This window comes from Nocardia bhagyanarayanae (assembly GCF_006716565.1).
GTDB classification, from domain to species: Bacteria; Actinomycetota; Actinomycetes; order Mycobacteriales; family Mycobacteriaceae; genus Nocardia; species Nocardia bhagyanarayanae.
Map to the genome: position 1 here is coordinate 2,168,133 of NZ_VFPG01000001.1, position 15,030 is coordinate 2,183,162.

Genomic DNA, 15,030 nt, shown 5'->3' on the forward strand with positions numbered 1-15,030 from the left:
TGGTGGCACGCGACCCGCATGCCGAGGCTGCGGAGCCGCCCTGAAATCCGATACTTCGACCATGGCACCGGACCGCCGCCGGGCTCGAGGTCGAACGACGAACCGGACCTGTGCAGGCCGGAACGAGGAGCCGACACGTGACAGAGCAGCATGAGGCGCCGGGCGGCGTCTCCGGCAGGGCTCTGCAGAAGGACATCCCGCAGGCCACGGTGGCGCGGCTGGCCACCTATCTCCGGGTCCTCGCCATGTTGGCCGATGACGGTGTGCTCATCGTATCGAGTGAGGAACTCGCTGTCGCGGCGGGTGTCAATTCGGCCAAGTTGCGCAAGGACTTGTCCTTCCTCGGCCCCAACGGCGTCCGGGGTGTCGGCTATGACGTGGCGAAGTTGCGGACCAGGATCGAGGACGTGCTCGGTCTGTCCGGTGGACATCGCGTGGTACTCGTCGGCGTCGGGAATCTCGGCCGGGCCCTGGTCGGCTACGGCGGCTTCCGGCGGCGCGGATTCAGCGTGGTCGGCCTCTTCGACGCCGATCCCGACGTGGTCGGCCGGTCGGTGGCCGGACTCACCGTGCGCGATGTCGCGGGCTTGGCCGCGGGCGTCGCCGAGCTGGAACCCACCATCGCGGTCATCGCGGTGCCCGACGACGCGGCCCAGGACGTGTGCGACCAGCTGGTCGCCGCCGGGCTGCAGTCGATTCTGAGCTTCTCCGCGTGCGGGCTGATCGCGCCGCCCGCGGTGGAAGTCCGCCGGGTGGACCTGGCGGTCGAAATGCAGATGTTGTCGTTCGAACGGACCCGCAACGCCGAGCCGGAGCCGCTGCCCGAGGTGGCGCACGCGGGATCCGGCCGGATCGCGCGCCGCGTGCCGACTCCGCACTCCCCGGCCGGGCACCCGGCCCTCACGCACTCGACGACCTCGCATTCGGCAACGGAGCCAAGCAGCAAGGGATCGGTGGTCACACCATGAGTGTTCTGCTCGTCGGGATTTCGCATCGGAGCGCTCCCGTCGCGGTATTGGAGAAGGTCGCCATCACCGATGCCGACCGTCCCAAGCTGATCGATCGAATGCTCGCCTCCAGCCACATCTCCGAGGCCATGATCGTGTCGACCTGCAACCGCGTCGAGGTGTACGCGGTGGTCGACGCCTTCCACGGTGGTCTCGCCGAGGTCGGCGACCTGCTCACCAAGCATTCCGGGCTGCCGCTGCCCGATCTGACCAAGCACGCCTACGTGCGCTACAGCGAGGCCGCCGCCGAGCACCTGTTCGCGGTGGCCAGCGGGCTGGATTCGATGGTCGTCGGCGAGCAGCAGGTGCTCAGCCAGATCCGCGGCGCCTACGCCACCGCCGACGCGCAGCAGGCCGTCGGGCGCACCCTGCACGAGCTGGCCCAGCACGCGCTGCGGGTCGGCAAGCGGGTCCACTCCGAGACCGGCATCGACCGCGCTGGCGCGTCCGTGGTGTCGGTCGCGCTGGACCGGGCCAAGCAGGTGCTGGGCGATCTGGTCGGCCGCACGGCCGTGGTGGTCGGCGCGGGTGCGATGGGCGGGCTGGCCGTCGCGCATCTGTCGCGGGCGGGCATCGGCCGCATCCTCGTGGTGAATCGGACCATCGAGCGGGCGCGCAGACTCGCCGAGACCGCGGGCTCTTACGGCGTCGAGTCCACCGCGCTCGAGCTCTCCCGCCTCACCGAGGCGATGGCCGCCGCCGACGTGGTGGTCACCTGTACCGGAGCGGTCGGCGCCGTGGTGACGCTGGCCGACACGCACCGCGCGCTCGCCGATCGCGATCGCGCCGAATTCCCGGCGACCGAGCGTCCGCTGGTGTTCTGCGACCTCGGCCTGCCGCGCGACGTCGAACACGCGGTGGCGGGTCTGCCGGGCGTCGCGGTGATCGACATCGAGACCCTGCAGCGCGATCCGGCCGCAGGCGCCGCGGCCGACGACACCGCCGCCGCACGGTCGATCGTCGCCGACGAACTCGCCAAGTACCTGGCGGGCCAGCGCATGGCCGAGGTGACCCCGACGGTCGCGGCCCTGCGCCAGCGCGCCGCCGAAGTGGTGGAAGCCGAACTGCTGCGGCTGGATTCGCGGCTACCGAGCCTGGCCGATCCGGAGCGCGACGAAGTGGCGCGCACCGTGCGCCGGGTCGTCGACAAGCTGCTGCACGCGCCGACCGTGCGGGTGAAGCAACTGGCGTCGACGCCGGGCGGCGACAGCTACGCCGAGGCGCTACGCGAACTGTTCGAACTCAAACCAGGTGCGGCGCAAGCGGTTGCCGCGCCGATGGAAATCAGCACGATCACCGGTGACCTCGGCCTCGGCCTCGCCGACGACTTCACCGCGGGACATCTCGGCGAGGAGGGCAAGTCGGCATGACCGTCGTTCAGGAAGAGGACAACATGACCGTCGACGGCGCCCGCGCGCCGTGGCGCATCGGCACCCGCGGCAGCCTGCTCGCGCTGACCCAGGCGGGCACCGTGCGCGACGCGCTGATCGCCGCCGGGCATCCGGCCGAGCTCGTCGTGGTGAAGACGCCCGGCGATCTCTCCTCCGATCCGGTGCAGAAGATCGGCGTCGGCGTGTTCACCTCGGCGCTGCGCGACGAGCTTGCCGCGGGCACGATCGACATCGCGGTGCACTCCTACAAGGACCTGCCCACCGCGCCGGACGCCCGCTTCACCATCGCCGCCATCCCGCCGCGCGAGGACCCGCGCGACGCCCTGGTGGCCCGCGACGGACTGGTGCTGGGCGAGCTGCCCGCCGGTTCCCGCATCGGCACCTCCGCGCCGCGCCGCGCGGCTCAGCTCGCGGCGCTCGGCCTCGGCTTGGAGATCGTGCCGCTGCGCGGCAACCTGGACACCCGCCTGCGCAAGGTCACCGAGGGTGAACTCGACGCGGTGGTGGTCGCCAGAGCCGGTCTGTCCAGGATCGGCAGGCTCGACGCGGTGACCGAGGCACTGGAGCCGGTGCAGATGCTGCCCGCTCCCGCGCAGGGCGCGCTCGCTGTCGAATGCCGCAGCGACGACGCGGCGACCATCGAGGCGCTGACCCAGCTCGACGACGCGGCAACCAGGGCCGCCGTCATCGCCGAACGGTCGCTGCTCGCCGAGCTGGAGGCCGGATGCACCGCGCCGATCGGCGCGCTCGCCGAGGTCGTCGAGTCGCTCGACGACGACGGCCGCATCGTCGACGAGCTCTCGCTGCGCGCCTGCGCCGCCGCCGCCGACGGATCCGAGGTGCTGCGCGCTTCGGTGGTCGGCGCACCCGCCGAGGCCGACCGGCTCGGCCGCACGCTCGCGCAAGAGCTCTTGGAGCTGGGGGCGCGCGAGCTGCTCGGCAACCCCGGACCAGACGACGTCGCCGATGCGAGATCCGACGGTGACGTCCCGAACACGCAGCGGTCGCGACCGGGCGCGGCCGAAGGTCGTATCAGCAATCCCAGCCCAATGGAGAACAACCAATGAGCCGAGCCACCAAGAAGCACCCCGGTCGGATCTTGTTCGTCGGGTCGGGTCCCGGTGACCCGGCGCTGCTGACAGTGCGTGCGCGCGAGGTGCTCGGGCGGGCGACACTGGCTTTCACCGATCCCGATGTCGACAAAGGTGTGCTCGCGCTGATCGGCGCCGACGTCGAGGAGAACGAGGACGGCACCCGGCCGGTCGACGTGCGACCCGCGCTCGGCGAGCCCGCCGAGGTCGCCAAGACGCTCATCGCCGAGGCGCGCAACGGCCACGACGTGGTCCGCGTCGTCGCGGGCGATCCGCTGACGGCCGATTCCGTGATCACCGAGGTCACCGCGGTGACCCGCTCGCACATGGTGTTCGAGGTGCTGCCCGGCCTGCCGAACGGCTCCGCGGTGCCCAGCTACGCGGGCATCGCGCTCGGCTCCGGCCACACCGAGGCCGACGTTCGCGGCGAGGTCGACTGGGCCGCACTGGCCGCCGCGCCCGGCCCGCTCGTCCTGCACGCCACCTCCGGCCATCTGGCCGAGACCGCGAGCGCGCTGGTCGAACACGGCATGGCGCCGCAGACGCCGGTCGCCGTGACCGTGCGCGGCACCACCCGCCAGCAGCGCACCATCGAAGCGACGCTGGCCACGCTGAACAGCGCCGCCTCCGAACTGGTCGGTCCGCTGGTGGTGACCATCGGCAAGGCGGTCGCCACCCGGTCGAAGATGTCGTGGTGGGAGTCGCGCGCGCTGTACGGCTGGACCGTGCTCGTGCCGCGCACCAAGGATCAGGCCGCCGAGATGAGCGAGCGCCTGGTCACCCACGGCGCCATCCCGATGGAGGTGCCGACCATCGCGGTCGAGCCGCCGCGCAGCCCGGCGCAGATGGAGCGCGCGGTCAAGGGTCTGGTCGACGGCCGCTACCAGTGGGTGGTGTTCACCTCCACCAACGCGGTGCGCGCGGTGTGGGAGAAGTTCGCCGAATTCGGTTTGGACGCGCGGGCGTTCAGCGGCGTGAAGATCGCCTGCGTCGGCGAGGCCACCGCGGACAAGGTGCGCTCGTTCGGCATCAACCCCGAGCTGGTTCCGTCGGGTGAGCAGTCCTCCGAGGGTCTGCTCGCCGACTTCCCGCCCTACGACGATGTTTTCGATCCGGTGAACCGGGTGCTGCTGCCGCGCGCCGACATCGCCACCGAGACGCTGGCCGAGGGTCTGCGCGACCGCGGCTGGGAGATCGACGACGTGACCGCCTACCGCACGGTGCGTGCCTCGCCGCCGCCCGCGGAGACCCGCGAGATGATCAAGACCGGCGGTTTCGACGCGGTCCTGTTCACCTCGTCCTCCACGGTGCGCAATCTGGTCGGCATCGCGGGCAAGCCGCACGCGCGCACCATCGTGGCGTGCATCGGCCCGAAGACCGCCGAGACGGCCATCGAGTTCGGTCTGCGCGTGGACGTGCAGCCCGAGACCGCGCAGGTCGGCCCGCTGGTCGAGGCGCTCGCCGAGCACGCCGCCCGGCTGCGCGCCGAGGGTCTGCTGCCGCCGCCGCGCAAGAAGAGCCGGCGCAGCCGGTAAGTTCCGACCGCTCCGCGAAACGCCCACCGTGTGTGGGCGTTTCGCTTTCGCGCCCGGCCTCGGACCGGACGCCGTCAGCGGCTGTAGCGCAGCAAGGTGCGCACCAGGCGGCACGTGGTGTCCGATGGCGGGCGGATGCCGACGAGTTCGGCGGTGTGGCGGATCTTCTCGTTGCTCGCCTGGGTCGGCAGGTAGATCCCCGAGTCGAGCAGGGCGATGCTCAGCCGCATCGCCTTGAGCCTGCGGTTGTGCGTGACATACCACTTGCGCGGACGCCCCGCGGGCAGCGGACGCTTCTCCAGCGGCCGGTAGGGCGTGATGATCGTGGACTTTCGGGCGGCTGCGGTCGCGGGCACTTGCGTCCTCCCCTCGCGATCGGGAACCCGGCGGATCCCCTCGAACACAGCTTCGATTCTACCGGCACCCACCGACAAAAACCGCTGGCCGCAACCGTTTTCGCGCACCAACACCCGAAACCCCGCGGCTTCTCGTCAGGGCTCGAGGAGCAGACGCAGGGCTTCGGGGTGGCCGAGGTCGGCGGCTTGTTGGAGCCAGTGGGCTGCCTCGACGGTGGCGGGGGAGTCCGAGGTGTCGAGAGTTCCGTTGTCTCGCAGTGCCATTGCCAGGTGGAACATGGAGTCGGGATCACCGGCCGCCGCGCCCCGGCGCAACCAGCGCTCGCCTCGTTCGGCGTCGCCGAAGTCCAAGTACATGGCGCCGAGCACCGCCATCGCGTCGCGGCGGCCAAGGCGCACCGCCTCGATGAGGAGGCCGACGGCGCGCTCGAATTCCCCCGCGCGGGCTAGGTGCACGCCGAGACTGCGCATGGCCGTGGGGTTTCCGCCTTCGGCCGCGCGCTCGTACCAGCGGACGGCGGCCTCGTCGTCCCCGCGCCGGTGCGCGACCACGCCCATGTTGGCCATTGCCTCCGGGTCTCCGTCGGCGGCCGAATCCCGCAGCCAGAACTCCGCCGCGTCCAGTTCCCCGCGCTCGAGGTACAGCGCACCGAGTTGTAGCTCCGCGCCGGCGCAACCGGCGGCGACGGCTTGCTCCCACCACCCGATGGCCTCCGCGACGCGCCCGTCCGCCTCGGCGAGTTCGCCGAGCGGGCCGAGCACGGAAACGCTGCCGAGCTCCGCGGCCCGCCGCAGCCAGTGCTCCGCACCGCCCGCGTCGTCGACCTCACGCAGCGCCTGGGCCAGCCGCTCCATCGCCCACACGTCGCCGCCCTCGGCGTACCGCCGCAGCGCCGCCACCCGCGGCCCGTACCGGTCGTAACCCGTCATCCCTGCCTCCGATATTCGGCCTCGCCGAGAGGTGCCCGTCCTCAGCGAGAGACGCCCGTTTTCATGATGGCGCGAAATCGGGTTCAGGCGCCGCCTCCACCTCCGCAACCGCCGCCGCCTCCGCAACCACCACCCCCGCCGCAGCCGCCGCCTCCGCAACCGGCGCCGCTGTACCCCGCCACGCATCCATACGTCGGGTTGGCGCCGCCATAACAGCCGGTGGACCCGACCCGCCAGATATCCAGCGGAGTCTGTTCCGAGTTCGGGTGGAGCTCGAGGTGACCATCCGGACCGAGTGGATCCGGCAGCGGTACGGCGAGGTCGAGGGCGGCCATGCGCCATAGCGTGGCGCGCGCCGAACGCTCGCGCCGTGCTTCCGTCAGTCGTCTCCGCTGGGCGGCGAGACGCGTGGATCTCATTTCCTCGCTCCAGAAGAGCAGCCCCACGGCGAGGACAACCAGGACCACGCCGCCGGCCACCGTCCACTCGGTCCGCAGGGCCGGTACGACAGGAAGGAACGCGAGGAACACGACGAGCACGCCGAGAGCGCCGACCGTCGCGGCCGCCGCCCGCACCTTCGCCGGGGTCATGATGGGCATCGACCCTCACCTCCGCGTGTTCGTCGGGAACGGGAGGTATTCGACGGTGGACAACACCGCCGCCCCGATCGCCGGATGGGGCCGCAGGGTGGGCCCGTCCACCTGTAACCGCACCGATCGCGTCTCCCGATCGACCTGCAACATCACCTGATGAACACCTGTCCGCCAATGCAATTCGGTCGTCGTGTCGAACATCGAGTGCGCTTTCTCGGCTCGGACGCGGACCCGGTGCGCGGCGAGCACCACGCGGGCGGCCTCGACCAAGCCGGTCGGTTCCGCGGGCGACCGCGATTCGGCGACGCAGTATGCCCACCAGGATCGTCGGCCCCCACGGGACCAGCCGCGGCGCGCGGTATCCGGCGCGGGCACGCCCTCGGTGAGCAGCGGCCACCAGTAGCCGAGCAGGTCCGAGGCCGCGGTCAGCGCGGCGGCGGCGTCGCGGCGGCCCAGGCGTGCTCGGGCATCCGAGGAGCGAAAAAGCCTGAGCAGCCGTAACTTTCGATGACGTGCCCGGGGTCCCGTGGTGCGGCGCGCCTGCGGCCAGAGCTCCTCGACCGGCGGGCAACCGGTGAAGCAGACCGGGGACAGATGCGGCGGATGGCGCGGCGGCTCCTGTTCGGGACGTCGCGGAGCCGGGATCACCTCCGGCAATCGAGCGCGCAGCGCGATCAGCGGATCGCGGCGGCCATCGAGCGCCAGCTCCGCGCGGAACATCGTCACACCGTCCGAACCGGCGAAACGGCGCAGCCGGGCGAGCATGCGCGGCTCGAACCGCGAGGGCCGGGGATCGCGCGCCCACAGCAGCGCTCCGCGGTCGCGCACCGAGGCGATGTCGGCCCGCGCCGCATCGACGCTGCCGTACACGGTCGCGGAGTCTGTCGCGCCGTGCTGTCCCAGCGCAGCGACGACCGCGTCCCGCAGATCCCGCTTCTCGGACAACGCGGAACCCGCAGCGGACTCGAATTCGACGAAGTACCACCGTGTTCCGTGCTCCGGCGGCAGGTTCGCCGGGTACCGCCACACCCGCCAGATTCCGAGCACGCGCGGATGATTTCGGGTCGACGCGAGCACCGCCCTGTCGACACGGTCGATCAAGAGTTCCGCGAGGTCCGGCGATCCGGCCGGGTCGGCGAGGTCGAGCCGGACCGGCAGGTGGGGCCAAGCCGCGCGCATGATCTCCGGCGACACCGGCGCGTGCCGATACCGCGCCGGCCGAGCGTCCGGTTCCGGCTCCGAGCACCGCATCCCCAGTTCGTCGCGGACCGCGAGGCGGGCGCGGAACATGGTCACCGCGTCCAGGTATCCGGGCGGCGGTCCCGCGTCGCGCAGGTGCGCGAGCAGCGCGGGGTCCGGCGCCAGACCGTACTTCTCCAGGTAGTAGGCGACCGCCTCCGGCCAGACCCACCGGCCGTCGCCGCGCACGGTCATCGGGACCACGGCGCCGCGCTCGGGCGACACCACGTCCACTGCCGGATCCGCCTCGGACACGACGGGCGCGTCGCGCAGGTAGCGGATCACCCGCTCGTCGGCGGTCGTCCTCGGGTGTGCGGAAAGGCTCGTCCCGGCTTGTTCGCCGCCCGCGTACGGCGCGGGCACCTGCGGCATTCGCGTGGAGTCGGCCCACAGCAGACACCCGTTCGCCCGCGCGAGCAGGTGATAGGAGGGCAGGTCGGTGTCGGACGTATAGACCTCGACCTGTGCGTCGGCCTCGCCGACGGCATGCAGCGCGGCGGCGACCGCGGCGGCCAGTTCCCACGGCACGGTCGGCTCGCGAACCTCCACGAGATACACCCGCTCGGCGGCGACGCCCTTCGCGTACCGCCAGCAACGCCACACCGCGACCACGTGCTCGTACCGGCCGATCGCGTTCAACGCCATCGCGTCGATCCCATCGACCGGCTCGTGCTCGGCGGGCCACTCGCCGGTCAGGTCGATCGGGTCGCGCCCGGGCGTCTCGAACGGGCCGAACCGGAAATCGGGCGCGGCGGTCTCGTCCGGCAGCTTCGACACCAGATCCGGCCTGCCGCTGTGCCGGATCGAGTCGATCAACAGTTCACGCTCGGCCTCGGGCAACCACACCCGATGCCTCCGAACGAGCGCGACGATCCCGTAGGTCAGCTCAGCGCCGCCGCCGAAGGCCAGGGTGTAGCGCAGGTCGGTCAGGTACCGGTCGGGAATCCGTCCCGCGAGCGCGAGCAGTATCCGATGCGCTGCCGCTTCGTCGTCCCGGTCCGTCATCGGCGCGCACCTCGAATACGCGTGAATCCGTTCATTTTCCACCCCGATCGCTCACCGGCCAGTATCCGTCGCGCGCGGCCCGTTGCGCGACTCCATTCGCCGGGCTGTGCGAAGACCGTGATCTTGTCGAGTGTGGCCCGAATTCTCACGGCATCGGACGGTCGAGCGCACGACCGCCGGTGGGCCGGATCACCACCGCCGACTGCGCTCGCGACACCTCCACCCAGCAGGCGTATCGTGCGATTCATGACCGGAATGGACCGCCCGCGGCGGTTGCGCCGTACTCCCGCTCTGCGCCGTCTCGTGGCCGAAACCACGCTGGAACCACGGCAATTGGTGCTACCGATGTTCGTGGCCGACGGGCTGGACGAGCCGCGCGAGATCGGCTCCATGCCGGGGGTCTACCAGCATTCGATGGACTCGCTGCGCAAGGCGGCGGTGGAGGCCGTCACGGCGGGCGTGGGCGGGCTCATGCTGTTCGGCGTGCCCAAGCCGGAGGACAAGGACGCCACCGGCAGTCAGGCCAGCGATCCGAAGGGCATCCTGAACCGCGGTCTGCGCGCGCTGTCCGAGGAGGTCGGCGACGCGACGGTGATCATGGCCGACACCTGCCTCGACGAGTTCACCGATCACGGCCACTGCGGCGTGCTCGCGACCAACGGCGCGGTGGACAACGACGCGACCCTGCACCGCTACGTCGACATGGCGATCTCCCAGGCCGAAGCGGGCGCCGACCTGCTCGGCACCAGCGGCATGATGGACGGTCAGGTCGGCGCGATCCGGCGCGGCCTCGACGCGGTCGGACGCACCGACACCGGCATCCTCGCCTACGCCGCGAAGTACGCCTCTGCCTTCTACGGCCCGTTCCGCGAGGCCGTCGGCTCCTCGCTGGAGGGCGACCGCCGCACCTACCAGCAGGACCCGGCCAACCGCAGGGAATCGCTGCGCGAGCTGGAGCTGGACCTGGCCGAGGGCGCCGACATCGTGATGGTCAAGCCGGCCATGTCGTACCTGGACATCCTGCGCGATGTCGCCGACCGGTCGACCGTGCCGGTGGCGGCCTACCAGATCTCCGGCGAGTACGCGATGATCACCGCCGCCGCCCAGCGCGGCTGGATCGACCGCCGCGGCGCGGTGCTGGAATCGCTGGTCGGCATCCGCCGGGCGGGCGCGGACATCGTGCTCACCTACTGGGCGACCGAGGCCGCACACTGGTTGTCGTGACGAACTACCCGAGACCGATGGGCGTCGCGCCGTTCCCGCAACGGCCACCGATGCCCGAAGACATCCGTACGGCCCGCCAAGTGTGGTGGGGGATCATCGGATTCGGTGTGGTGCAGCTGGTCGGCACGGTGCTCACCTCGTTGCAGCAGCGCGACGACCTCGACCAGCGGATGTTCGACCAGGGCAAGGCGGGCGACCCGAATTTCGCCATGGCCAGCGCCGAACTGCTGGTCTCCCTGATGCTCGTGGGAATGGTGCTCGCCGGGCTCGCGCTGGCCGCGGGCGCGTTGGCCGTCGTGCACCAGTTCGGCCGCGGCAAACTCTGGGCGCGCACGGTGCTGACCGTGGTCGCGATCTGGTTGGTGCTCGGGGCCGTCGCGGCGCTGTTCGCCCTGGACGCGGTCACCGGCGTGGCCTCGCTGGTGGCCGGCGGCGCGGCGATCGTGCAGGGCGTCTTGGCCGGTGGCGCGTTGTATCTGAGCTACCGTCCCGAGTCGACGACCTACTTCCAGCCGAACCGCCGGTGAACGGATGACCGGGACGCGACCGAGTTTGTCGCCATAGCGCAGACATGTATGGTGAGGGTTGTCACAGTAGACATGGGAACCGGTAGTTATTGGTCATGCGTTGTCTTGCGTTGCGTGAGGGCGTCATCCAGTGAACTCCGGGAGATCGGAGGCATAGATGCGAGTGGTGATCCAACAGCCGCAGAGCATTCGGCGAGATTTGCTCGTCCTCAGCCTGCTGATCCTGTTCGGCTTGGTCACCGTCGCGGTCCTGCTGCTGCCGGGGATGGTCGGCTGATTTCACCGGCGGTGCGAGCCGGAGCCCCGCGCGCTCGAATGCGCGATTCGATGGGTAGTGCGGCGTGAGCGACGGCGACGCGGTCTTGTTCGCGGAGCCGGGCGCGCGGTGGCGCGCGGTGATCTACGGCCCCCTGCTCTGTCTTCTCGTCCTCGTGCTGGAAATGGTCACGTCCAGTCCGGTGCACTTGTTCGCGCTGATCTTCTGCGCGGTGCTGATCGCGGCTTTCGTTGCGCTGCAAGTGGTGGCGGGCCGCCGTCATGTCAGCGTCGAGTTGACCGAGTCGAGCCTGCGCCAAGGCGCCGAGACCCTGCCGCTCACCGGCATCGCGCGCGTGCTGCCGGAGCGCGACGAGCACTCCTGGAACGATGAGGAATGGGAGTCCGCGCGGGCGCTCGGCGAGCTGAGCGGTGTGCCGCGCAGGCGCAAGGGAATCGGGCTGCGGCTGCGCGACGGCGGACTCGTGCAGGCGTGGGCGCGCGATCACCGTGGCTTGCGAACCGCGCTCACCGCGGCGCTGGATCCCGAGGGCGCTCCGGCGAAGAAGTCCGAGTGCGCCGCGGGGACGGAGACCGAGGGCGTTGCGATGCGGGGGTCCGAGGGCGCCGAGGCGGTGGCGCCCGAGGGCGCCGACGAACGGAACAGCGAGAACGGAGCGGACCGGTGAGACGTGACATGGTGGTGGCGCTCGGCGAGGTCGTCGGGGCCGTCGTCGCGCTGTTGCTCGCGGTGCTGAGCTGGAATCGCGGGATCGTCACGACGGCGTTCGCGCCGCTCGGCGAGATGCCCGCCTTCGAGGCGACCCGCTATGTCGGGCCGTGGCTGGTGCTCGCGGCGTTCCTCGCCACGGTGGCGGGCTTGCTCGGCATCGACGCCGTGACCCGCGCGCTGCGGTCCACCGCGGCGAAGTGAGGTAGGCGACCGAACTCGGTCGCTGCGGCTCGCCGCCCCGTTTCACCTGCGCCGAAGCGGGAATCTCGACCACATGAAGCCGACAATCCATGCGAAGAAGATCGCCATCGGGGTTGTGGCCGGTGGCCTGATCGGTGCGGCCGGTGCGGTACCGGCAGCCGCGGCGCCCGTCGAATACACTCCGCCGCCTCCGGTGCCGGTGATACCCGCTTTCGCCGCGACACAGCCGCCGGGGCTGATGAAGCTGCTACCCCCGCCGCTGGCCTGCCTGGCCACCACCGGGTTCGCGTTGTTCTGCGTGGGCATCACCTGAGCCGAATATCTGAAACGAACTCGCTTCGAGAGCCGATACGCCTTGTGGCACACTGGTATTCGCCGGTGAGCAGGTCGAATGGAAGGTGTTGCTCGTGAAGGTTCTCGGTGCGAGGTTCGGTGCGGCCCTTGTCGCGTTCGCGGCGATCGGTTTGGCGGCCGCGCCCGCCATGGCGGACGGTGCCGGTCTGCCCTTGGAGCCGACGGCTCCCGTCGCCGGTCTGGTGCCGGAGACCGGGTCGGCGGGTGCGCTGAACGGGCTCATGTGCTCGTTGCAGACGCTGTCCGCCGCGGCTCCGTGCATCAACACCTAGGCGTACCTCCGCCTTCGCTCCGGCCATGCGCGGTCTGAGGGCGGACTTCGTCCGGCAGCGCGTCTAGGCGTACCTTCGCCTTCGCTGCGGCCATGCGCGGTTCAAGGACGGACTTCGTCCGGCAGCGCGTCCAGGCGTACCTCCGAACGATTTACGCCTCGCCCGCGGACTCCGGTCCGCGGGCGAGTTCTTCGTTCAGTCCGTCCAGCTCTGATAGACGTCGAGAATTCGGCCGTTGCGGGTGCCGGGGGCGTTCACGTACATGGTCACCGTGCCGTCGGCGTGCCTCGCGGTCTCGGCGATCACCTGGCGCAGCGAGGCGCGCACCCCGCCGTTCTCGTCGCGGTAAAGTTCGGTGTCCTTGTGCAGTCCCGCCCCCATCCGGTCCAGCGGCACGAACATCGTGACGACCGCGGGGACCGGGCCGCTCGCCAGCGCGACCGTCTCCTCGTGGCTGAGCCGGACGCCGACGCGACCCTGCGCGGTATCGACGACCGGTACCGCCGCCGCGGCGGTTCCCGCGCCTAATACCGCTGTCGCGGTGGTGAATACGGCCAAAGTTGCCGTGCTGACGAGTGCGAACCGCATGAAGAGCCCTCCCGAGGGTAGCTGCTGCGACGACCAATCGAGATTACGGACGAGTCGCCCGATATCGCCGCAAACGCCCGCCCGGCGTGTTGGCCCGGATTGCGGCGCGCGTCACTCTCCTACACCCTGTCGTCGACCGGGCTCGCCGGGGCTGCGACACTGGAGACCGTGAGTTCTTCTCCGCGCGTGACCAGGGCATCGGTGCCGGTTTCCGCTCAGCTCTTCGACAGGGCGAGTGCGGTCATCCCCGGCGGGGTCAACTCGCCGGTGCGGGCGTTCAAGTCGGTCGGCGGCACGCCGCGGTTCATCGCGTCCGCGAACGGATACACGCTCACCGACGCCGACGGCATCGACTACGTCGACCTGGTGTGCTCCTGGGGCCCGATGATTCTCGGGCACGCCCATCCAGCGGTCGTCGAGGCCGTGCAGCGGGCCGCGGTCGGCGGCTTGTCCTTCGGCGCGCCGACCGCCGCGGAGATCGAGCTCGCCGAGTTGATCGTCGAGCGCGTCGCGCCGGTCGAGCGGGTGCGGTTGGTGAACTCCGGCACCGAGGCCACCATGAGCGCGGTGCGCCTGGCGCGCGGCTACACGGGCCGCACCAAGATCATCAAGTTCAGCGGCTGCTACCACGGGCACGTCGACGCGCTGCTCGCCGACGCGGGCTCCGGCGTCGCGACGCTCGGCCTGCCCACCTCGCCCGGCGTGACGGGCGCGCAGGCGAGCGACACCATCGTGCTTCCGTACAACGATCTCGAGGCCGTTGCCGCGGCCTTCGCGGCGCACTCCGGCCAGATCGCCTGCGTGATCACCGAGGCCGCCGCGGGCAACATGGGCGCGGTCGCGCCGCTGCCCGGTTTCAACGAAGGATTGCGCGCGCTGACCGCCGAGCACGGCGCGCTGTTGATCATGGACGAGGTGATGACCGGGTTCCGGGTCAGCCGCTCCGGCTGGTTCGGCCGCGACGGCGTCGCCGGTGATCTCTACACCTTCGGCAAGGTGATGAGCGGCGGTCTGCCCGCCGCCGCGTTCGGCGGACGCGCCGAGGTGATGAACCAGCTCGCCCCGCTCGGCCCCGTCTACCAGGCGGGCACGCTCTCGGGTAACCCCGTCGCCGTCGCCGCGGGCCTCGCCACGCTGCGCGCCGCCGACGACGCGGTCTACGCCGCGCTGGATCGCAACGCCGAACGGCTCGGCGGACTGCTCGCCGAGGCGCTCGGCGCGGCAGGGGTCGAGCACCAGGTCCAGTTCGCGGGCAATATGGTGAGCGTGTTCTTCTCCGACCGTCCGGTCACCGACTACGCCACCGCCAAGGCCAGCCAGACCTGGCGTTTCCCGGCCTTCTTCCACGCGCTGCTCGACGGCGGCGTGTACGCGCCGCCGAGCGCGTTCGAGGCGTGGTTCGTCTCCGCGGCGCTCGACGAGGACGCATTCGACCGAATCGCCGCAGCTCTGCCCGCCGCCGCGAACGCGGCCGCGGCCGCCACCCCCGAAGGATCCCGCGCGTGAGTTCCGACCACGACCAGCCCGGCGCCGCCCGCCGCGAACTACCGAACAATCCAGAAGACACGACCGACGTCCCCCCGAGCGTGGACTCGCCCTTCAGCGAGGCCGAGGCCGTCGGCGCGCTCACCGAAGCCGACATCGCCGAGGAAGCCGCCGCCCGCGCCGCGGCATCGGCGGCCGCAGCGGCCGAACCCGCCTCGCCGGTCGACGAGGTCGTCGCGGATGC

16 protein-coding genes are annotated in these 15,030 nt (G+C 71.0%); 11 read left to right on the top strand and 5 right to left on the bottom strand.

Annotation, left to right across the window (positions count from 1 at the left end):
- The first annotated feature begins 137 nt into the window (after positions 1-137).
- Genes FB390_RS09150 through FB390_RS09165 form a run of 4 tightly spaced genes read left to right on the top strand, consistent with a single transcriptional unit; the run spans position 138 to position 5,024 of the window.
- Positions 138-968 carry a redox-sensing transcriptional repressor Rex gene (locus FB390_RS09150; protein ID WP_141808578.1) on the top strand — a complete coding sequence of 277 codons (831 nt, stop codon included), beginning with the start codon at positions 138-140 and terminating at the stop codon, positions 966-968.
- The gene (locus FB390_RS09155) at positions 965-2,377 is read left to right on the top strand and encodes a glutamyl-tRNA reductase (RefSeq protein ID WP_141808579.1); all 1,413 of its coding nucleotides are present in this window, start codon (positions 965-967) and stop codon (positions 2,375-2,377) included. Before FB390_RS09150 ends, FB390_RS09155 begins: the two co-directional genes overlap by 4 nt.
- Positions 2,374-3,465, top strand: coding sequence for a hydroxymethylbilane synthase (gene hemC / locus FB390_RS09160; RefSeq protein WP_246123933.1), 1,092 nt, complete (start codon positions 2,374-2,376; stop codon positions 3,463-3,465). Before FB390_RS09155 ends, hemC begins: the two co-directional genes overlap by 4 nt.
- Positions 3,462-5,024, top strand: coding sequence for a bifunctional uroporphyrinogen-III C-methyltransferase/uroporphyrinogen-III synthase (locus FB390_RS09165; RefSeq protein ID WP_141808580.1), 1,563 nt, complete (start codon positions 3,462-3,464; stop codon positions 5,022-5,024). The genes hemC and FB390_RS09165 overlap by 4 nt, the downstream gene beginning before the upstream one ends.
- 74 nt (positions 5,025-5,098) lie before the next feature.
- On the opposite strand, the gene FB390_RS09170 is transcribed toward FB390_RS09165, so the two are convergent.
- The 4 genes from FB390_RS09170 to FB390_RS09180 form a co-directional block, all read right to left on the bottom strand.
- Complete coding sequence (locus FB390_RS09170) at positions 5,099-5,380, bottom strand: hypothetical protein (protein WP_141808581.1); 282 nt, start codon at positions 5,378-5,380, stop codon at positions 5,099-5,101.
- Between the two features lie 135 nt (positions 5,381-5,515).
- The gene (locus FB390_RS09175; RefSeq protein WP_185756979.1) at positions 5,516-6,310 is read right to left on the bottom strand and encodes a tetratricopeptide repeat protein; all 795 of its coding nucleotides are present in this window, start codon (positions 6,308-6,310) and stop codon (positions 5,516-5,518) included.
- An 83-nt stretch (positions 6,311-6,393) separates the two neighbouring features.
- On the bottom strand, positions 6,394-6,909 hold the full coding sequence (locus FB390_RS33450) for a hypothetical protein (RefSeq protein ID WP_185756980.1): 516 nt from the start codon (positions 6,907-6,909) through the stop codon (positions 6,394-6,396).
- A 6-nt stretch (positions 6,910-6,915) separates the two neighbouring features.
- Positions 6,916-9,147, bottom strand: a complete 2,232-nt coding sequence (locus tag FB390_RS09180) for a hypothetical protein (RefSeq protein ID WP_141808583.1) — start codon at positions 9,145-9,147, stop codon at positions 6,916-6,918.
- 246 nt (positions 9,148-9,393) lie between these two features.
- Here FB390_RS09180 and hemB point away from each other — a divergent pair, with 246 nt between their 5' ends.
- The 6 genes from hemB to FB390_RS09210 all read left to right on the top strand — a co-directional run bounded on the left by hemB (position 9,394) and on the right by FB390_RS09210 (position 12,713).
- Positions 9,394-10,371: a porphobilinogen synthase gene (hemB, locus tag FB390_RS09185; protein ID WP_141808584.1), complete on the top strand. Its 978-nt coding sequence runs from the start codon at positions 9,394-9,396 to the stop codon at positions 10,369-10,371.
- Positions 10,368-10,898: a hypothetical protein gene (locus FB390_RS09190; protein WP_141808585.1), complete on the top strand. Its 531-nt coding sequence runs from the start codon at positions 10,368-10,370 to the stop codon at positions 10,896-10,898. Before hemB ends, FB390_RS09190 begins: the two co-directional genes overlap by 4 nt.
- 341 nt (positions 10,899-11,239) lie before the next feature.
- Positions 11,240-11,842 carry a hypothetical protein gene (locus tag FB390_RS09195; protein WP_246123934.1) on the top strand — a complete coding sequence of 201 codons (603 nt, stop codon included), beginning with the start codon at positions 11,240-11,242 and terminating at the stop codon, positions 11,840-11,842.
- Positions 11,839-12,087 carry a hypothetical protein gene (locus FB390_RS09200; protein WP_141808586.1) on the top strand — a complete coding sequence of 83 codons (249 nt, stop codon included), beginning with the start codon at positions 11,839-11,841 and terminating at the stop codon, positions 12,085-12,087. Before FB390_RS09195 ends, FB390_RS09200 begins: the two co-directional genes overlap by 4 nt.
- Positions 12,088-12,160: 73 nt before the next feature.
- A complete protein-coding gene (locus FB390_RS09205; RefSeq protein WP_141808587.1) occupies positions 12,161-12,400 on the top strand; it encodes a hypothetical protein in 240 nt (79 codons plus the stop codon).
- Between the two features lie 94 nt (positions 12,401-12,494).
- Positions 12,495-12,713, top strand: coding sequence for a hypothetical protein (locus FB390_RS09210; protein ID WP_141808588.1), 219 nt, complete (start codon positions 12,495-12,497; stop codon positions 12,711-12,713).
- A gap of 195 nt (positions 12,714-12,908) precedes the next feature.
- Here the strand turns inward: FB390_RS09210 and FB390_RS09215 are convergent, their stop codons facing one another.
- Positions 12,909-13,301, bottom strand: coding sequence for a hypothetical protein (locus FB390_RS09215; RefSeq protein ID WP_141808589.1), 393 nt, complete (start codon positions 13,299-13,301; stop codon positions 12,909-12,911).
- A 168-nt stretch (positions 13,302-13,469) separates the two neighbouring features.
- Here FB390_RS09215 and hemL point away from each other — a divergent pair, with 168 nt between their 5' ends.
- Entirely contained in the window at positions 13,470-14,807 is a 1,338-nt protein-coding gene (hemL, locus tag FB390_RS09220; protein WP_141808590.1) for a glutamate-1-semialdehyde 2,1-aminomutase, read from the top strand.
- The last annotated feature ends 223 nt before the right edge of the window (positions 14,808-15,030 follow it).

What these genes read in the sequence shown, in the direction of transcription:
- FB390_RS09175 (WP_185756979.1), bottom strand. Translation starts at nt 6,310, where the DNA reads ATGACGGGTTACGACCGGTACGGGCCGCGGGTGGCGGCGCTGCGGCGG.
- FB390_RS33450 (WP_185756980.1), bottom strand. Translation starts at nt 6,909, where the DNA reads ATGCCCATCATGACCCCGGCGAAGGTGCGGGCGGCGGCCGCGACGGTC.
- hemC (WP_246123933.1), top strand. Translation starts at nt 2,374, where the DNA reads ATGACCGTCGTTCAGGAAGAGGACAACATGACCGTCGACGGCGCCCGC.
- FB390_RS09165 (WP_141808580.1), top strand. Translation starts at nt 3,462, where the DNA reads ATGAGCCGAGCCACCAAGAAGCACCCCGGTCGGATCTTGTTCGTCGGG.
- FB390_RS09180 (WP_141808583.1), bottom strand. Translation starts at nt 9,147, where the DNA reads ATGACGGACCGGGACGACGAAGCGGCAGCGCATCGGATACTGCTCGCG.
- FB390_RS09205 (WP_141808587.1), top strand. Translation starts at nt 12,161, where the DNA reads ATGAAGCCGACAATCCATGCGAAGAAGATCGCCATCGGGGTTGTGGCC.
- FB390_RS09215 (WP_141808589.1), bottom strand. Translation starts at nt 13,301, where the DNA reads ATGCGGTTCGCACTCGTCAGCACGGCAACTTTGGCCGTATTCACCACC.
- FB390_RS09155 (WP_141808579.1), top strand. Translation starts at nt 965, where the DNA reads ATGAGTGTTCTGCTCGTCGGGATTTCGCATCGGAGCGCTCCCGTCGCG.
- hemB (WP_141808584.1), top strand. Translation starts at nt 9,394, where the DNA reads ATGACCGGAATGGACCGCCCGCGGCGGTTGCGCCGTACTCCCGCTCTG.